Consider the following 12725-nt stretch of genomic DNA (forward strand, 5'->3'; position numbering starts at 1 on the left):
GCTCAGGCCGGTGGAGCGTCAGGCGAGCCTACGAAGCTCTCCTTCTCACCGTGGCCCCAGAAAGACTCCAGGTCGTAGTAACTGCGCTCATCGGGGGTGAGGCAATGAACGATGACCTCGCCGTAGTCGAGCAGGACCCAGCGTCCTTCGTTTTGACCTTCCTTCCGCAGGGGTAGACGTGCGGTGTGCTCCTCGAGCTTGTCTTCGACAGATCGGGCCATGGCGCGCACCTGGACATCAGTGAAGCCACTGGCAATCACGAACCAGTCAGCGATCGAAGAGATCTCCTCGACCCGGATCAGAACAATGTCGGTTGCCTTGCGGTCATCGCAGGCGTCAGCTGCCAGCAGGGCCAGCGCTTTGCTGTCGTCGAGGTCGAGCCGGGGCCGGTTGGGTTCGGGACTGGGCTTGGTGGCTTGGGCCTCAGCCATAAACGTTCTCGCTGCTCACGGATTGTCGGGAGCCCTGTTGCTGGGCCATCTCGGCCCGGGCTTTCCCTGCACTCTTGCGCAGCGCCTCCAGCCGATCCTCGTAGAACCCCCGCTTTTTCTTCTTGCGGGTCTGCTCCACCAGTTCCTTGAGGGCACCGCCGAGGCTCTTGTAGGCGTTGGGCAGGGTGTAGCCAAAGCGGCAGGCCAGATCGATCGCCCGTTCATCGGCGGCGATGGCGTCCTGCAGACGCTTTTCGGAGTTGTTTTTCAAATAGAGGCGATAGCCCGCAAAGCCGGAGAGGCCGAGGGCCATCAGCAGCAGCAGGCCGTCCTGCACCCAGAGTTCACCGATGGCCCCACCCAGGCCAATGGCCAGTGCGGCCATCTCCCAGCCATCACGGGGAACGGAGTCGTTCTGGATTCGTCCCACCTCATGCCAGAAGAGGAGGTTGCGGTGGTCGATCGCCAGGGCATCCCACTTTTGAAGGTCGAGCTGAACCTCCACCTCATCCCGGCCGATCTCTTCGATGGTGATCAGCGGCGGGTCTGCCGAGGCCGCGGCTTCTACAAACACCCAGCTCTGCATCTCGGGAGGCAGCAACCCCTTCAGGCGCTGGAGTTCGCTCATGGGGACGCATTCAGGCGTGTTGCCGACAACACTAGCCACGGCTGGATCGTTGGCTGGGTCTGCCTTAACAGCAAGGGGTTTCGACCGCGTGAGAGGCTGGATGGGTTTGGCTGCCGGCCCCCTCCTATGCCCCGTCGCACGGATCTGCGTCGCATCCTGCTGCTGGGGTCAGGCCCGATCGTGATCGGTCAAGCCTGTGAATTTGATTACTCGGGGACGCAGGCGTGTAAAGCCTTGCGGGCCGAGGGTTTTGAGGTGGTGCTGGTGAACAGCAACCCCGCCTCGATCATGACCGATCCGGACATGGCGGATCGCACTTATATCGAGCCCCTCACCCCTGATGTGGTCCGGCGGGTGATTGAGCAGGAGCGCCCCGATGCTCTCCTGCCGACCATGGGCGGTCAGACGGCCCTGAACCTGGCGGTGGCCCTTTCCAAGGACGGCACCCTGGAGAAGTACGGCGTTGAGCTGATCGGCGCCAACCTCGAGGCGATCGAGAAGGCGGAAGACCGGGACCTGTTTAAGCGGGCCATGGGACGCATTGGGGTGGGTGTTTGCCCCTCAGGAATCGCCACGACCTTGGAGGAGGCCGAGGCCGTCGGTGATCAGATCGGCAGCTATCCCCGGATTATTCGACCCGCCTTCACCCTGGGCGGCAGCGGTGGGGGCATCGCTTACAACCCCGAAGAGTTCAGGGCCATCTGTCTGAGCGGCCTGGATGCCAGCCCCGTGAATCAGATCCTGATCGAGCAGTCCCTGCTCGGTTGGAAGGAGTTCGAGCTGGAGGTGATGCGCGACACCGCCGACAACGTGGTGATCGTCTGCTCCATTGAAAACCTCGATCCGATGGGGGTGCACACCGGTGATTCGATCACCGTGGCTCCAGCCCAGACCCTGACGGACCGCGAATACCAGCGTCTGCGTGACCAGTCGATCGCGATCATCCGGGAAATCGGAGTGGACACCGGCGGCAGCAACATCCAGTTCGCGATCAATCCCGCCAATGGGGACGTGATCGTGATTGAGATGAATCCGAGGGTGTCTCGCTCCTCGGCCCTGGCTTCGAAGGCCACGGGGTTCCCGATCGCCAAGATCGCTGCTCGCTTGGCCGTTGGTTACACCCTCGACGAGATCCTCAACGACATCACCGGCAAGACCCCGGCCTGTTTTGAGCCCACGATTGACTACGTCGTCACGAAGGTCCCCCGCTTTGCCTTCGAGAAGTTTCGCGGCAGCCCGGCGGTACTGACCACGGCGATGAAGTCTGTGGGCGAGGCCATGGCCATCGGTCGCAACTTCGAAGAGTCCTTCCAGAAGGCCCTGCGCTCCCTGGAGACCGGCCATGCTGGCTGGGGTTGCGATCGCCCGGATCCCAGCCCCGAGCGCTCCGATCTTGATCGGGAGCTCCGCACCCCTGCGCCCGATCGGATCTTTGCGGTGCGCACCGCCATGGTGAATGGCTACAGCGATGCCGACATCCATCGCATCTCGGCCATCGATCCCTGGTTCCTGGCGAAGTTGCGCCGGATCATTGAGGCCGAACAACGGTTGCTGAAGGGCCAGAGCCTGGCTGCGCTGGATACCGCCGCACTATTGGAGCTCAAACAGCTGGGCTTCTCCGACCGTCAGATCGCCTGGGCCACTGGCAGCAAGGAATTGGAGGTGCGCTCGCACCGCCAGGGCCTTGGGGTGAATGCGGTGTTCAAAACCGTGGACACCTGCGCCGCGGAGTTTGCCTCCAGCACCCCGTATCACTACGCGACCTATGAGCGGCCGATGGAGCGCTTGCTGGCGGACGGAAGCCTGGAATTAATGGCTCCGGAGTCGGAGGTCCAGCCGGAATCGCGCCGCAAGGTGATGATCCTTGGGGGCGGCCCCAACCGCATCGGCCAGGGCATCGAGTTCGACTACTGCTGCGTCCACGCCTCCTTTGCTCTGCAGGAGGAAGGGTTCGCCACCGTGATGGTGAACTCCAACCCGGAGACGGTCTCCACCGATTACGACACCTCCGATCGTCTCTACTTCGAGCCCCTCACTTTTGAGGATGTGCTCAACGTCATCGAGGCCGAGAAGCCGGAAGGGGTCATCGTTCAGTTCGGCGGCCAGACCCCACTAAAGCTGGCGATTCCGCTGCTGCGCTGGCTGGATTCCCCCGCCGGTCAGGCCACGGGCACCCGCATCTGGGGCACCTCCCCTGAATCGATTGACAACGCGGAAGACCGCGAGCAGTTCGAAGCAATCCTGCGTCGCCTCGACATCCGTCAGCCTCGCAATGGCCTGGCCCGCAGCGAAGCGGAGGCCCGGGTGGTGGCCGAGCGCGTCGGCTATCCCGTGGTGGTCCGCCCCAGTTACGTCCTCGGTGGCCGCGCCATGGAGGTGGTCTACGGAGAGGACGAACTGAACCGCTACATGATTGAAGCGGTGAACGTCGAGCCCGATCATCCGGTCTTGATTGACCAGTACCTCGAGAACGCCACCGAGGTGGATGTCGATGCCCTCTGTGATGGCACTGGCAAGGTCGTCATCGGTGGCCTGATGGAGCACATCGAGCCGGCTGGTGTTCACTCCGGTGACTCAGCCTGCGCCCTGCCTTCGGTGAGCCTGGAGCAGGACGCCCTGGCCACGATCCGCCAGTGGAGTGAGGCCCTGGCCCTGGCTCTTCAGGTCAATGGACTGATCAACCTGCAGTTCGCCATCAAGGACGGTCTCGTCTACATCATTGAGGCCAACCCCCGTGCGTCCCGCACGGTGCCGTTTGTGGCCAAGGCCACCGGCGTTCCTCTGGCCAAGGTGGCCAGCCGGATCATGTCTGGCAAAACCCTCGAGCAGATCGGTCTGACCAGCGAGCCCAAGCCGCCCCTTCAGGCGGTCAAGGAGGCGGTGCTGCCCTTCAAGCGCTTCCCCGGTGCCGACTCAATCCTGGGTCCCGAGATGCGCAGCACCGGTGAGGTGATGGGCACGGCCACCAGCTTTGGCCTGGCCTACGCCAAGGCGGAACTGGGGGCCAACGAAGCCCTACCCACCACTGGCACGGTGTTTCTCTCCACCCACGACCGCGACAAGTCAGCGCTGCTGCCCGTCGCCCAGCGCTTGGACCAGATGGGCTTCCGCCTGGTGGCCACCGAAGGCACCGCCCGTGCTCTCTCAGCAGCGGGGCTCAAGGTGGAGACCGTGCTCAAGGTGCATGAGGGCCGCCCGAACATTGAAGACGCGATCCGCTCCGGTGAGATCCAGCTGGTGATCAACACCCCCGTCGGCCGTCAGGCTGCCCACGACGACAAGTACCTGCGCCGCGCCGCGATTGACTACGCCGTGACGACCGTGACGACCCTGGCTGGTGCCCGGGCGGCGGTGGAGGGCATCGCTGCACTCCAGGCCCAGGAGCTGCAGGTGCGCGCCCTGCAGGACATCCACGGCTAGGGGGGGATTGCCCCGTAGGGTGAATCTTCTGTCGCATGTCTCGCCGTGACCGTCGCCCCAAGCTCTGCTCCGGTTAGCTCTGGTTCCGACTGCACGGCTGCCTTCCGGGCGGCCTACGAAAACCGCTACACCTGGGCCCCTGGCTTTGGCGGCTACAGCGGCAGCTGCATCTGGGAGCAGGGCGACCAGCGCGTGGAAGGCACCTTCAAGGTCGGCGCTGACCTCAAGGCCCAGGTGGAGGGCATTGAGAACGAGGAGATCCACAAGGCGATCGCGTCCCAGCTCTGGGAGGTCTGCATTCACCGGGTGCGCCGCAGCTTTGAGCAGACCCACGGCGAGAACACCTTCACCGCCGGTGAGACCGATGCGGTGGGCACTGAGGTGATCGTCGGCGGCAAGAACGATGGCGATCGCTACCGGATCAAGGATGACGTGGTGACGATGGTGCACCGCCACATCCACGGCACCGTGGTGACGATCTTCACCGAGAGCACCACCGACACCGGTAGTGGCTACCTCAGTCACACCTACACGAGTCAGTACGCCGATCCCGCCAGTGGCGAGGCCCGCGGCGGCAAGAGCAGCTTCACCGACACCTTTGTTCCCTTGGCCGGCGAAGGCCCCTGGGTGCTGAGTGAGCGGGTGGTGGAAACTGAGGCCTTCGGTGATAGTCCTGCAGGTCGTCAGGTCTTTCGTTTCGAAGCCCTGAGCCCCGCCTGAATCGTGCCACCATCGCCGGATCCTCTGGTGATGGATGGAACAACTCATCAAGGCCATCAACGACCCGATTAACGGGGTCGTCTGGGGCTGGCCCATGGTCACGCTCATCGCAGTCACCGGCATCGTGTTGATGCTGGGGTTGCGCTTGATGCCGCTGCAGCGCATTGGCTATGGCGTGCGGATGCTCGCCAAGCCCGCTGCGGCTGGAGAGGCTGGAGATATCAGCGCCTTCGGTGCCTTGATGACGTCCCTCTCGGCGACGATCGGTACGGGCAACATCGCCGGGGTCGCCGGAGCGATCGCCATCGGTGGTCCCGGGGCGGTCTTTTGGATGTGGGTGATCGCCGTCTTCGGCATCGCCACCAAGTACGCCGAGGCGGTCCTCGCCGTTCGCTACCGGGAAGTCGACGGCCTGGGCAACCACGTTGGCGGCCCGATGTACTACATCCGCAATGGCCTGGGTCCCAACTGGCAGTGGTTGGCGGTGCTCTTCGCCATCTTCGGGATGTTGGCGGGCTTCGGCATCGGTAATGGCGTCCAGTGTTTTGAGGTCTCCAGTGCCCTGGCGGCGGCTGGGATTCCCCGGGTGGCCACCGGTTTAGTGCTGGGCGGTTTGGTCTTTGCCGTGATTGTTGGCGGCATCAACCGGATCTCCCAGGCCGCTTCGGCTTTGGTGCCGGCGATGTCGATCCTCTATGTCCTGGCCTGCCTGGTGGTGCTGGGCCTCAACATCAGCGATGTGCCGGCTGCCTTCGGCACGATCTTCAGCAATGCCTTCAATGGACAGGCTGCCGCCGGTGGCGCCTTCGGCCAGGTGGTGCTGATGGGCTTCAAGCGCGGCATCTTCTCCAATGAAGCCGGTCTGGGCAGTGCTCCGATTGCCCACGCGGCAGCCCGCACCAATGACCCGGTTCGTCAGGGGACGGTGGCCATGCTCGGCACCGTGATCGACACCCTGATCATTTGCACCATGACCGCCCTGGTGATCATCACCACGGGTGTCTATGGCAGTGGTGAGTCGGGCTCCAACCTCTCGATCCTGGCCTTCAACACCGGCCTGAGCGGCTCGGGTTGGGTCGTCACCGCCGGCCTGGTGATCTTTGCCTTCACCACCGTTCTGGGCTGGAGCTTCTACGGCGAGCGTTGCACCGAATTTCTGTTCGGTGAGCGGGCGATCAAGCCCTTCCGCTTCGTCTGGGTTGCAGTGGTTGTGATTGGTTCGGTGGCCGGTGATCGCGGTGTGGTCTGGGGGGTGGCTGACACCCTCAATGGCCTGATGGCTCTGCCCAACCTGATCGCCCTGCTGCTGCTCAGCGGCACGGTCTTCCAGCTGACCCGTGAGTACAAGTTCGAGCGTTAGGCCTCCAGGTTGCAGTTCACCGCTAGCTCAAAGGGCACACAGCTGTTGGGTTGCTCCAGCAGCTGGCTGGTGAGGGAGGCGAGGTCCTCGCTTTGGGTCATCTGCTCAGGCGGCAAGGCCTTCACTGCGGCGGCCATGTCGGTGTTGACCCAACTCGGGCAGATCGCCGTGACCCGGATGCCGCTCTCCCAGCCTTCATTGCGCATCGTCTGACAGAGCCCCATCAAGGCGAACTTGCTGGTGCTGTAGGCCGCCAGGCGTCCCTTGGTGCGTTTGCCGCTCATCGACACCAGCACGACGATTCGCCCGGAGCCATGGGCGGCCAGCTGCGGCCAGGCGGCGCGGGTCAGCCACCAGGGGCCCATGACATTGACCTCGAAGAGGCGCTGAATCTCCTCCTCTTGGCCGCTTTCAAACACCAGCGGCACCCGCGAGAAGATCCCCGCGCAGTGGATCACGCTGTCCAGCTGGCCAAAGCGCTCCAGCGTCGCCTGCACCCAGGCTTCGGCATCGCTTGGCACAGCGGCGTCATAGGGATGCAGCAGCACGCGATCAGCTCCGGCCCTATCCGGATCGAGGGGGCTGGCCTTGAGATCGTCTGGGTTGCGCAGGCCCAGGCTGAGGCGATGGCCATCCCTCAACAAACGCTCAGCCATGCCCCGGCCGATGCCGCGGCTGGCGCCGCTGATCAAGAGTGTGCGCATCGCCTTAGTTGGGCAGCGTGACGAACTCCTCGGAGATCGTCGGATGGAGCGCCATCGTGCGGTCGAAATCGGCCTTGGTGGCCCCCATGCCGACGGCGATCGCGGCCATCTGAATGATCTCGGCGGCGTGCTCCCCCACCATGTGGCAGCCGACCACCTTGCCCGTGGCCGCCTCGAGGACGAGTTTCAGCAGCACCTTGGGATCGCGGGCCGGTAGGGCCTGACTCATGGGCCGGAAGCGGGCCCGGTGCACCTTGACGCCGTCTGATCCAAATCGCTTGATCGCAGCCTCCTCGCTGAGGCCGACGCTGGAGAGCTCCGGCTGGGAGAAGACCGCAGCGGCCACCAGGTCATGGTCCACCTGGCGGGGCTTGTTACCCCAAATCGTGTCCGCCAGGGCCCGGCCCTCATCGATGGCAACCGGGGTCAAGTTGATCCGATCGGTGACGTCTCCCACGGCGTAGATGTGGGGCACGTTGGTGCGCTGATCCGCGTCAACGGGAATGCGATGGCCTTCCACGGCCACCCCAGCGGCCTCGAGGTTGAGGCCCGCTAGGAAGGGCCGGCGTCCGGTGGCCAGCAGCACGCCGTTGCAAGCGATCCGCTCGCCGCTTTGGGTCACCACTGTCAGGTCCTCCGGTTGTCCTTCGATGGCGGCGGGGCTGTGGGCCAGGCGGACTTCGATGCCTTCGGCCTCCATCGCTTCCTGGACCGCCAGGCCGCATTCCCGGTCGAAGCCCCGCAGCAGGTGGTCGCCGCGCACCAGTTGGGTGACCTTGACCCCCAGGCCGTTGAGGATGCAGGCGAACTCACAGGCGATGAAGCCGGCGCCGACGACCACCACCTCTTTGGGGAATTGCTGGAGTTCGAACATGTCGTCACTGACCCAGCCCAGCTCGGCTCCAGGGATCTCGGGGCGATGGGGGCGCCCCCCCACGGCGATCAAGATCCGCTCCGCCGTCAGCCGATGGGTTTCTACCCCGCTGCTGTCCTGCACGCTGATCGTCCGGTCATCGGCCAAGCGACCCCAACCGCTCAGCAACTGCACACCCGCCTTCTCCAGGAAGCCGATGTGCAGTTGGTTGAGTCGATCGACCTCAGCCCGCACTTTGCTGAGCAGCACGCTGCTGTCATGGCAGCTCTCGCCGAGGCTCCAGCCGTAGCTCGCGGCATCGCTGAGTTGATGGCGGACGGCTGAGCCATAGACCATCAGTTTTTTTGGGACGCAACCGCGGATGACGCAGGTGCCGCCGACTCGGTCCCCTTCGACGATGGCGACCCGGGCGCCGTAGGAGGCCGCTCGCTTGGCGGCGGCCAGTCCGCCAGATCCGGCCCCGATCACGATCAGATCGAAGTGGTCGCTCATGCCATCGCCCTTGCCTGCCCCAAGTGTTGCCTAGAGGGGCCCGAGCTGCTGCCTTGATTCCCTAAAACAGGGGACCGTCCCGCCCTCCCGTTGATGTTCAGCTCCCCGGGTCCGCAAGCACTGAGCTGGGACGACCTCGCTGAACTGCTGCCCCTCCAGAGCGAAGAGCAATTGCTGCAGCTCCGCCAGGAGGGGCCCACCAATGCCCAAGCACGGCTGCGGCTCTTTGGCCGGCCGGAGTCGGAGGTGCGCGTCACCCTTTACCGCGATCACCACGCCTGGTGCCCCTACTGCCAGAAGGTCTGGCTCTGGCTCGAGGAGAAGCGGATTCCCTATCGGATCCGCAAGGTCACGATGTTCTGCTACGGCGAGAAGGAGCGCTGGTACAAGCAGGTCGTCCCCTCAGGGATGCTCCCGGCCCTGGAGCTCGATGGCCGGCTCTACACCGAAAGCGACGTGATCCTGCAGGCCCTTGAGGATGGCTTCGGTCCCCTTGAGGCCGGGCTGAGCGATCCCGATGTCTTCCCCCTGCGGCAGCTCGAGCGCCGCCTCTTTCGCGCCTGGTGTCAGTGGCTTTGCTACTGCGACGGTGAGGGGGCCCACAGCGCACCAGCGGAGCAGCACTTCGCCCGGATCGCCCGCTTGGTGGAGGAGGCCCTTGAGGCCACTCCCGGTCCGTTCTTCCTCGAGCGCTTCAGCAGCGCCGATGTGATCTTCATCCCCTACCTCGAGCGGATGAACGCCTCCCTCGCTTACTACAAGGGCTACGGGATTCGTCAGCAGCACCCGGCCATTGACCGTTGGTTCACGGCGCTTGAGCAGCGCCGCACCTACCTGGGAACCCAAAGCGATTTCCACACCCATGCCCATGACCTGCCGCCGCAGATGGGCTGTTGTTTGGCCAGTGGTGGTGCCCAGCAACGGCGGGTCGCCCAGTTGATCGACCAGGGGCCCTGGCCCCTGGAGGATCCGGCGGTGATCGAGACCCGCCAGACGCAGCCGGAAGGGGCTCACATTGAGGCGGTGTCGCGGGTGCTGCGGCATCGGGAGAGGTTGATTGCGCTCAATCCCGCCGCCTCACCGGCCTTTGATCAAGCCCTGCGCTCGGCCCTCACCCTGCTGCTGAAGCCGAAGAACGGTCCCATCGCTCCCCCCGCCGGGACAGCCGTGGGTCTGCGCTATTTGCGGGATCGCATCTCCGTCCCGCGGGATATGTCCTTGCATGCCGGCCGTCTGCTGCGCAGTGCCCTGGAGACCACTGCGGCGCTCGACAGCCAGGAGCAACCAGCCCCGCTGCCGGTGCAGCACCGGCGTGATCAGAACCCGATTCCCTTTCTCGCCGAGGCCTGAGAGGATTTAACGGCCGCTGACCTCGGCCTTCTTGGCCATCAGGTACTCGACCAGTTCCTGCTGCAGGGTGACCAACTCGCGGGTGCAGCCGCGGAAGGCAGCCCGGTGGCGGATCTCTTCGTGGCGGGTGTTCAGATCACGCAGCATCAGTTCGATGGCATCGAGTTCAGCCCGGTTCATCGAGGTGCGCTGCAGTGCTTTGAAGATATCAACTGCTCCCCAAAACGCTGGCTAGCGTTCAACCATCCACACCAACGCTGCTATGGCTGCTTGGAGAGCGTCATCGGCTGCCGCCTGCACGGCGCTGGGTTTGCTTCTCTCCGGCGTGCCGGATGCCATCTCTCCTGAACCCGCGGCGGCACTGGAGCTCAGGGGGCAGACCTACTTCACGAATCCGCCCTGGAAGGTGGATTTCACCAACTACTACTGGTACGTCAACCAGGCCCAGGGGGAGTACTACTTCACCGTCACCCTGGCGGAAAAGGCCGGGGCTGGTTTAGGTGGGCTGGTGATCACCCAGATCCGCGGGGTGGATCGCCAATTCTCCTTGGCGCCCAAGCGGGCACGGGCGTTCATCGGCCGTCCCCGGCGGGAAGGGGCTGCCGTTCCCGTTGAGGCCACCTTTGATCAGGCGACCCGCACCCTGCGGGCAGTCTTCCCTGAGCCTCCCCAACCAGGGCAAGTGGTCACCCTGGCCCTGCGGCCGCCGCTGAATCCCACCTGGGCCGACACCTATGTCTTTGCGGTGCAGGCCCTGCCCGCCGGTCCCAACCCGGTGCCGGCTCCGTTGGGGGTGGCGCGGCTTGAGATCATGAGTCGCTTCTGGTGATCTGGCGCCTGAGGCTGGCCACTGCGAAGACCACGGCCATCGCCAGATAGCCCTGGGCCCAGGCCGCCCCCGTTCCCCAGCCGAGCTGCAGGGTGGTGTCGCTGGCACTGAACTGCCAGGCGTGGATCACGCCAAACCAGGAGCAAACGGCGGCCACCAAGGCCGTCAGGCAGGCGGCCTTGAAGCGCTGCTCGATCGCGTAGACCACCATCGCGGCCAGGAGCATGGCCGTGATGATCTGCCCCTGCTCCAGGGCAAAAGCGCCGGCGGCCCAGACATCTGCTTGCTGAAGCCCCTCCAGCAGCCCGGGACCAAAGGGGGTCTCTGGACCTCCGGCACCACCGGCCCGCAAGCCCGCCTTGATCAGTAAGGCCCCCCATCCAGCGAGGCCCGGCATCAGCCCTAGGGCGACCGCGGCGGCATGGGAGCGGGGGGTGGCTTCAAAGGCCTGGGCGGTGATGACCAGGCCGATGTAGAGGACGATGGCCATCCCGGCTTCGATCGGCACGATCTGGCCCACGACGCCAAAGAGGCCCAGTAGGCAGGCCGCCCCCATCAACAGGCCGTTCAACCAGGAGTAGCCAATGCGGGCCCCCATCCCTTTCCAGCCGGGATGTCCGATGTAGATCGTGGTGGGGAAGCAGGACCCCAACCCTGCCGCGACCACGGTGCCCAGGCCATTGATCAAGAGGGAACTGCGCACTGGATAGCGATCACCAGCTGCCTCGGCGCTCTCAATGTTCTGCAGCGAGCCGAGCACGTTGAACAAGCCCATCGGCACGATCACCCCCAGCCAGGGCAGCAGTTGCCCTCGCGCTGCCCAGAGACTGCCCAGTTCCAGCTGGGGCATGCGCCAGCCGATCTGGGCTGCCTCCTGGGCCCAGCGCTCGGGGTTGGCCTCGATCAGTCCGCTGCTCCAGGCCAGGACACAGCCGACCAGGACCGCCAGCAAGCCGCCGGGGATCGGAAAGCGGACTTTCCCGTAGTAGGTGGCCAGGATCACTGCCAAGACCGCCAGACCCACCAGGGGGTGGGCATAGGTGCGCAGCAGGAAGCCCAACGCGATGTAGCCCAGGGCAATTCCGGCCAAGGTTGAGAGCAGGGCGGCCCGCGGCAGCCAACGCCGCAGCCAATCGGCGCAGAAGGCTCCGCTGGCCTCGATCAAGCCAGAACCCAGGCAGGCCATCAGGCCCGCCTGCCAGGAGAGCCGAACTGCGGTGGCCTCATCGACGCCCTGGCTCAAGGCGGTGAGTTTCACCGGCAGCATCACCAGGAAGATGTAGGCAAACAGGCTGACGGTGTTGATGCCGTAGGGCAGGGCCGTTCGGTCGCTACGCCTCTCCCGTTGCGCCAGCCGGTAGGCCTGCAGGGCATAGGCGCCATTGCCGATCAACAGGCTGATGCCGGTGGCGGGAAGAATCGTTCCAAAGACCAGGGCATCGGGGTAGCCCAGGACTCCTCGGCAGAGCCCCAGGATCAGCAGGATTTGGATCAGGTTGTCCAGGCTTAAGCCCAGAAAGCCATCCAGATCGCCGCTAACGAACCAGCGGGGTCCCGTCTTGCTCGGGTCAGGCGAGATCATGGCTGCAGTGGCATCCCCTCAAGCATGCAAGCCAGCTGGAACGGAACCGTGATTGCCGAGAGCGACGACATCGTCATGGTCGATGGCAATCCCTATTTCCCCCGCGCTGCCCTCAAGCAGGAGTTCTTTCGAGACAGCAGCCACACCACCAGCTGCGGTTGGAAAGGCACCGCCCGTTACTGGGATGTCGTGGTGAATGGTGAGGTCAATGCCAACTGCGCCTGGAGCTACGAGACCCCCAAGCCCGCCGCCGCAGAAATCACCGAGCGGGTGGCCTTCTGGAAAGGGGTGAAGGTGAGCTAATCCTTGGCACAAATGCCGATTGACGCGGTTGG

General features: G+C 64.6%; 12 protein-coding genes. 6 read left to right on the top strand and 6 right to left on the bottom strand.

The annotated features are described in order from the left end of the window. Window positions 1-2 precede the first annotated feature (2 nt). Together rsfS and ACLM42_RS03275 are read right to left on the bottom strand one after the other, a co-directional pair. Window positions 3-431, bottom strand: coding sequence for a ribosome silencing factor (gene rsfS, locus ACLM42_RS03270; RefSeq protein WP_415399708.1), 429 nt, complete (start codon window positions 429-431; stop codon window positions 3-5). Then, a complete protein-coding gene (locus tag ACLM42_RS03275) occupies window positions 424-1059 on the bottom strand; it encodes a DUF3318 domain-containing protein (protein WP_247911938.1) in 636 nt (211 codons plus the stop codon). The genes rsfS and ACLM42_RS03275 overlap by 8 nt, the downstream gene beginning before the upstream one ends. 126 nt (window positions 1060-1185) lie before the next feature. Here ACLM42_RS03275 and carB point away from each other — a divergent pair, with 126 nt between their 5' ends. The 3 genes from carB to ACLM42_RS03290 are packed head-to-tail and all read left to right on the top strand — an operon-like array spanning window position 1186 to window position 6559. Next, window positions 1186-4479 (top strand): carbamoyl-phosphate synthase large subunit, encoded by a 3294-nt coding sequence (carB, locus tag ACLM42_RS03280; RefSeq protein WP_247911348.1) that lies wholly within the window; start codon window positions 1186-1188, stop codon window positions 4477-4479. Between the two features lie 45 nt (window positions 4480-4524). Further along, window positions 4525-5199: a DUF3386 domain-containing protein gene (locus ACLM42_RS03285; RefSeq protein WP_247911347.1), complete on the top strand. Its 675-nt coding sequence runs from the start codon at window positions 4525-4527 to the stop codon at window positions 5197-5199. A 34-nt stretch (window positions 5200-5233) separates the two neighbouring features. Beyond that, on the top strand, window positions 5234-6559 hold the full coding sequence (locus tag ACLM42_RS03290) for an alanine/glycine:cation symporter family protein (RefSeq protein WP_247911346.1): 1326 nt from the start codon (window positions 5234-5236) through the stop codon (window positions 6557-6559). Here the strand turns inward: ACLM42_RS03290 and ACLM42_RS03295 are convergent. Together ACLM42_RS03295 and gorA are read right to left on the bottom strand one after the other, a co-directional pair. Further along, the gene (locus ACLM42_RS03295; protein WP_415399709.1) at window positions 6556-7263 is read right to left on the bottom strand and encodes an SDR family NAD(P)-dependent oxidoreductase; all 708 of its coding nucleotides are present in this window, start codon (window positions 7261-7263) and stop codon (window positions 6556-6558) included. The two genes, ACLM42_RS03290 and ACLM42_RS03295, sit on opposite strands and share 4 nt — an antisense overlap. Before the next feature lie 4 nt (window positions 7264-7267). After that, window positions 7268-8629, bottom strand: a complete 1362-nt coding sequence (gorA, locus tag ACLM42_RS03300) for a glutathione-disulfide reductase (protein WP_415399710.1) — start codon at window positions 8627-8629, stop codon at window positions 7268-7270. Between the two features lie 93 nt (window positions 8630-8722). On the opposite strand from gorA, the gene ACLM42_RS03305 reads away from it, so the two are divergent. Continuing rightward, window positions 8723-9979 (top strand): glutathione S-transferase family protein, encoded by a 1257-nt coding sequence (locus ACLM42_RS03305; RefSeq protein ID WP_415399711.1) that lies wholly within the window; start codon window positions 8723-8725, stop codon window positions 9977-9979. A gap of 6 nt (window positions 9980-9985) precedes the next feature. On the opposite strand, the gene ACLM42_RS03310 is transcribed toward ACLM42_RS03305, so the two are convergent. Next, window positions 9986-10159 (bottom strand): hypothetical protein, encoded by a 174-nt coding sequence (locus ACLM42_RS03310; protein WP_247911342.1) that lies wholly within the window; start codon window positions 10157-10159, stop codon window positions 9986-9988. 82 nt (window positions 10160-10241) lie between these two features. On the opposite strand from ACLM42_RS03310, the gene ACLM42_RS03315 reads away from it, so the two are divergent. After that, the gene (locus tag ACLM42_RS03315; RefSeq protein ID WP_247911341.1) at window positions 10242-10808 is read left to right on the top strand and encodes a DUF2808 domain-containing protein; all 567 of its coding nucleotides are present in this window, start codon (window positions 10242-10244) and stop codon (window positions 10806-10808) included. Here ACLM42_RS03315 and ACLM42_RS03320 read toward each other — a convergent pair. Then, entirely contained in the window at window positions 10789-12390 is a 1602-nt protein-coding gene (locus tag ACLM42_RS03320) for an NCS2 family permease (RefSeq protein ID WP_415399712.1), read from the bottom strand. The two genes, ACLM42_RS03315 and ACLM42_RS03320, sit on opposite strands and share 20 nt — an antisense overlap. A 24-nt stretch (window positions 12391-12414) precedes the next feature. Here ACLM42_RS03320 and ACLM42_RS03325 point away from each other — a divergent pair, with 24 nt between their 5' ends. Further along, entirely contained in the window at window positions 12415-12693 is a 279-nt protein-coding gene (locus ACLM42_RS03325) for a DUF427 domain-containing protein (RefSeq protein ID WP_247911339.1), read from the top strand. Window positions 12694-12725: the final 32 nt, after the last annotated feature.

The organism is Synechococcus sp. W4D4 (assembly GCF_047716805.1).
In the GTDB taxonomy this organism is placed as follows: Bacteria; Cyanobacteriota; Cyanobacteriia; order PCC-6307; family Cyanobiaceae; genus Vulcanococcus.

Coding starts and splice junctions, on each gene's coding strand:
- rsfS (WP_415399708.1), bottom strand. CDS start 431: ATGGCTGAGGCCCAAGCCACCAAGCCCAGTCCCGAACCCAACCGGCCC.
- ACLM42_RS03275 (WP_247911938.1), bottom strand. CDS start 1,059: ATGAGCGAACTCCAGCGCCTGAAGGGGTTGCTGCCTCCCGAGATGCAG.
- carB (WP_247911348.1), top strand. CDS start 1,186: ATGCCCCGTCGCACGGATCTGCGTCGCATCCTGCTGCTGGGGTCAGGC.
- ACLM42_RS03290 (WP_247911346.1), top strand. CDS start 5,234: ATGGAACAACTCATCAAGGCCATCAACGACCCGATTAACGGGGTCGTC.
- ACLM42_RS03295 (WP_415399709.1), bottom strand. CDS start 7,263: ATGCGCACACTCTTGATCAGCGGCGCCAGCCGCGGCATCGGCCGGGGC.
- gorA (WP_415399710.1), bottom strand. CDS start 8,629: ATGAGCGACCACTTCGATCTGATCGTGATCGGGGCCGGATCTGGCGGA.
- ACLM42_RS03305 (WP_415399711.1), top strand. CDS start 8,723: ATGTTCAGCTCCCCGGGTCCGCAAGCACTGAGCTGGGACGACCTCGCT.
- ACLM42_RS03310 (WP_247911342.1), bottom strand. CDS start 10,159: ATGAACCGGGCTGAACTCGATGCCATCGAACTGATGCTGCGTGATCTG.
- ACLM42_RS03315 (WP_247911341.1), top strand. CDS start 10,242: ATGGCTGCTTGGAGAGCGTCATCGGCTGCCGCCTGCACGGCGCTGGGT.
- ACLM42_RS03320 (WP_415399712.1), bottom strand. CDS start 12,390: ATGATCTCGCCTGACCCGAGCAAGACGGGACCCCGCTGGTTCGTTAGC.
- ACLM42_RS03325 (WP_247911339.1), top strand. CDS start 12,415: ATGCAAGCCAGCTGGAACGGAACCGTGATTGCCGAGAGCGACGACATC.